The sequence below is a fragment of the Roseobacter sp. HKCCD6576-2 genome (assembly GCF_013179285.1).
GTDB classification, from domain to species: Bacteria; Pseudomonadota; Alphaproteobacteria; order Rhodobacterales; family Rhodobacteraceae; genus Rhodophyticola; species Rhodophyticola oceani.
On the sequence record NZ_WVNW01000056.1, the window covers coordinates 1 to 1,809 of the forward strand.

Annotated in this window: 1 pseudogene; it reads right to left on the bottom strand. The window is 60.1% G+C overall.

Annotation, left to right across the window (positions count from 1 at the left end):
- Positions 1 to 1,752, bottom strand: a pseudogene (locus GTF44_RS21900) (hypothetical protein); the annotation flags it as partial.
- Between the last annotated feature and the right edge of the window lie 57 nt (positions 1,753 to 1,809).

The following is a 1,809-nucleotide window of genomic DNA, read 5'->3' on the forward strand; positions in this document are numbered from 1 at the left end:
CGTCAGGTGATCGTTATCGCCCGAACCGCCGTCCAGAACGTGGGAAAAGTCAAAACTGGCTGTGGCCTCAAGCGTGAAGCTATCGTCCCCCGCTCCAAGAAAAACTTCCCCATCGATATGCCCTTTCACGGTGACAACCGCATCGCCATTCCAGTCCACGATCACAATACCAGAGCCTCCTGCCGTCACAATAGCGCCGCTAGCGATATCAATCTCTCCGCCAGCGCCGGAGATCGTGCGGATCGCAGCGCCATTGCCAGCGCCACCTGTCACACGGCCGGCCACGTCCACGTCAAAGCCTGTTGCACCCTCAGCGCGGATCCCGTCTGCATCCGCTCCGTAAACCCTGACAGTGGCGTCCGTGCCAAGGTCGACAACAGCCGACCCGCCGCCGTAAGCTCCCGCCAAAAGCCCATAAGCACCTTTCCCCGCCGTGGTGACTGTGCCGCCCTCCAGCTGCACCGTCGCACTGCCACGGCCCCTGTTGTCTGCCCAAAGCGCATGGGAATACTCACCGATCGTCTCGACATCCCCCTTGGTCATACGCACCGTCGCTGTGGCTTCATTCCCCGCCTCGTGGACATACGCCAGAAGCCCGTGAGCGTCTTCCCCAAGCGTGGTGACTCTTCCGCCACTCATTTGCGCAAGCGCCCCGCCGGAGCGACCCTCGGTCGACGCCAAAAGCCCATAAGTATCGTCAGCGATCGTATTGATATTGCTTTCGTTCATGTGTGCGGTTGATGTGGCCGTACTCGCAGTGTTGGTAATCTCCGCCCAAAGCCCGTGAGCTTCTCTCCCGAGCGTGGTAATTGAGCTGCGATCTATTGCAGCAAGCGTATCGCCAAGACCATTAGTCTTCGCCAGAAGCCCGTAGGCCTTCCTATCCACCGTCTTGATCTTCGCATCACCAGTCGCGCTCGCCGTAGCCCGAGCTTCACTATTCTGGTTGGTGATTTCGGCATAGAGCGCACGCGCATGCAACCTACTAGTGGTGACGCTGCCGCCGTCCATTTGCACCGTTGCAGCGCCAAGTCCCCTGTTGATCGCATACAGCCCATGGGACCATATACCACCTACATTGATCTCCCCACCGGTCACGCTTGCCGTCGCGCTGTCTGTACTCTGCGCGTGACCAACCGTCGCCCAAAGCCCGTAAGTATCTCCCCCACTCGTGGTGATTTTGCCGCCCTCCATTAGCGCGATCGCATCGCCAAGGCCCTTGTTGTCTGCCAGAATCCCATGATGATTGGCACCGGTCGTATTGATCTCCCCATCGGTCATGCGCACCGTCGCAGTGGCTGTACTCGCCGTGTTGTTGATCTGCGCCAAAAGCCCGACCACGAAACCAGATGACGCATCCGTGATGACTTTGCCGTTCTGCAGCTGCATGGAGATATTACCCTCGCCCGACGTCGACCCCACCACGCGCGCGCCAGAGCCGCGCACCGTGACGTCATCTTCGTTCAGGATCAGAGAGAGATCATCCGGTCCGCTAGTATTATAGGTGATGCCATCAGCGTAGGGGCCAGCGGCACATGTAACGACGCCGTTCGTCGGACCACCGCACGCATCGGCCGCCTGGGCCGCCGCCTGGTCCACGCCAGCGGTGGAGACCACAGCCGCGACCACCACGACCGAAAGCCCTGGCGCGATGCTGGCCACCCGGCCCTTGAACTTGGTCAAACGACCACCCTGAACTGAGACGTTGTGTGAGTGAAGGGCGGGCTGGGTGTCTGAGGACTGGCTTGTCATTGTGAAACTCTCCTGTGAGGGATTTGAACACAATCGAGGCAAGGCACCGCCCTGCCC